General features: G+C 31.0%; 2 protein-coding genes. Both read right to left on the bottom strand.

Features of this window, described 5'->3' with window-relative positions; genetic code table 11:
* Nucleotides 1-224 (bottom strand): hypothetical protein (locus tag A9G45_RS14555; protein WP_141674448.1); only part of this gene is annotated, 224 nt, incomplete at its 3' end.
* A gap of 28 nt (nucleotides 225-252) precedes the next feature.
* Nucleotides 253-1,107: hypothetical protein (locus tag A9G45_RS14280; protein WP_176701802.1), on the bottom strand; the 855-nt coding region annotated here is incomplete at its 5' end.

Here is a 1,107-nt window from a genome sequence, read left to right as displayed (position 1 = left end):
GATAAAAATAATTTTCCTTCTGCAGGAGAACTATCTTCTTTATGACGAAAACTTTTAAAATCATACTGGTAGTAAATTCTATTAGCTTCTAGAGGTTGTGGTGTTTTCATAATTGTTTTTTGAACTATCATGTTTATATCCGCATAGGTAAAATTAGTATTAATGACCGAACACAAAAAATATAAAATAGAAATTGTTATAATATTTTTAGTATAAATTTGCATAATCGAATTTCCCATTTTAGAACTCATTTTATTTAGCTTGTGCAAGCCTTGATATGTCATGTAATTGTTCGGTCATACAATGCCTTTGATAAAATTTTTTTTCAGCCTCATTATTGTTCTGGTTTTTAAATCTTTTTTTTAAATTATTTTTATACTCTTTGAAATATGGGTCTTTTTGGGCTCCAATGCAGTCTGGATCGGCTAAATTACAACTGGCAAGTAATAAAAATACAAATGTGTGACAACAGGTTTCGTTATAACCATGCCCCTTATAACTCCATTCATCTTCAAATTTAGCAGCAAAATCTCTAATTTCTTCTATCACTTGCTCTTCCGTGCGCGAATCATCGGGCAATAAATAAGGATGAGTTGTAAAATCTATTTCATCTTCATGAAATCGACCATGTTGATGTGGATCAAAAGGTCTAATTGAAAGATGATTCTTTTCTTGATGTTTATCATCTTTTTTTTGATGATTTCGTCTACCTGCTTCTCGTTCTTCTGTATGAAATAAATTATGTTCTTTATCTTTTTTTATCCTGTAATTGCAATCACCATTTAAAAAACCATTGCCTTTAAAATTTGCCCATCCATCCCAACGACCGTCATCAGGATACCATCCATAACTTTCACGAAAACCATTGGCTTTAGTGCATTCTTTATTCATTGAAATAAATTGTTTTTCAGTTAATTTTTGTTCCCTTGCCTCTTTTATAAAATCATCAGTCTCATCCTCATCATCATGAATGATTTCAATCCAATAATGCCCAGGAGACTGAATGCCACCTATTTTCATGAAAATTCTTCGTATTAAAATATTTTCTAATTTTCGTGTTCCTGCTTTTACCGTAGTTTCTATCGTTTTATCGTTGCTTGAAGATTC

Origin of the sequence: Gilliamella sp. HK2, from assembly GCF_001690265.1 — a bacterium.
GTDB classification, from domain to species: domain Bacteria; phylum Pseudomonadota; class Gammaproteobacteria; order Enterobacterales; family Orbaceae; genus Gilliamella; species Gilliamella apicola_C.
Note: the sequence above shows the minus strand (reverse complement) of the source record. Positions and strands in the feature narration are given on the sequence as shown.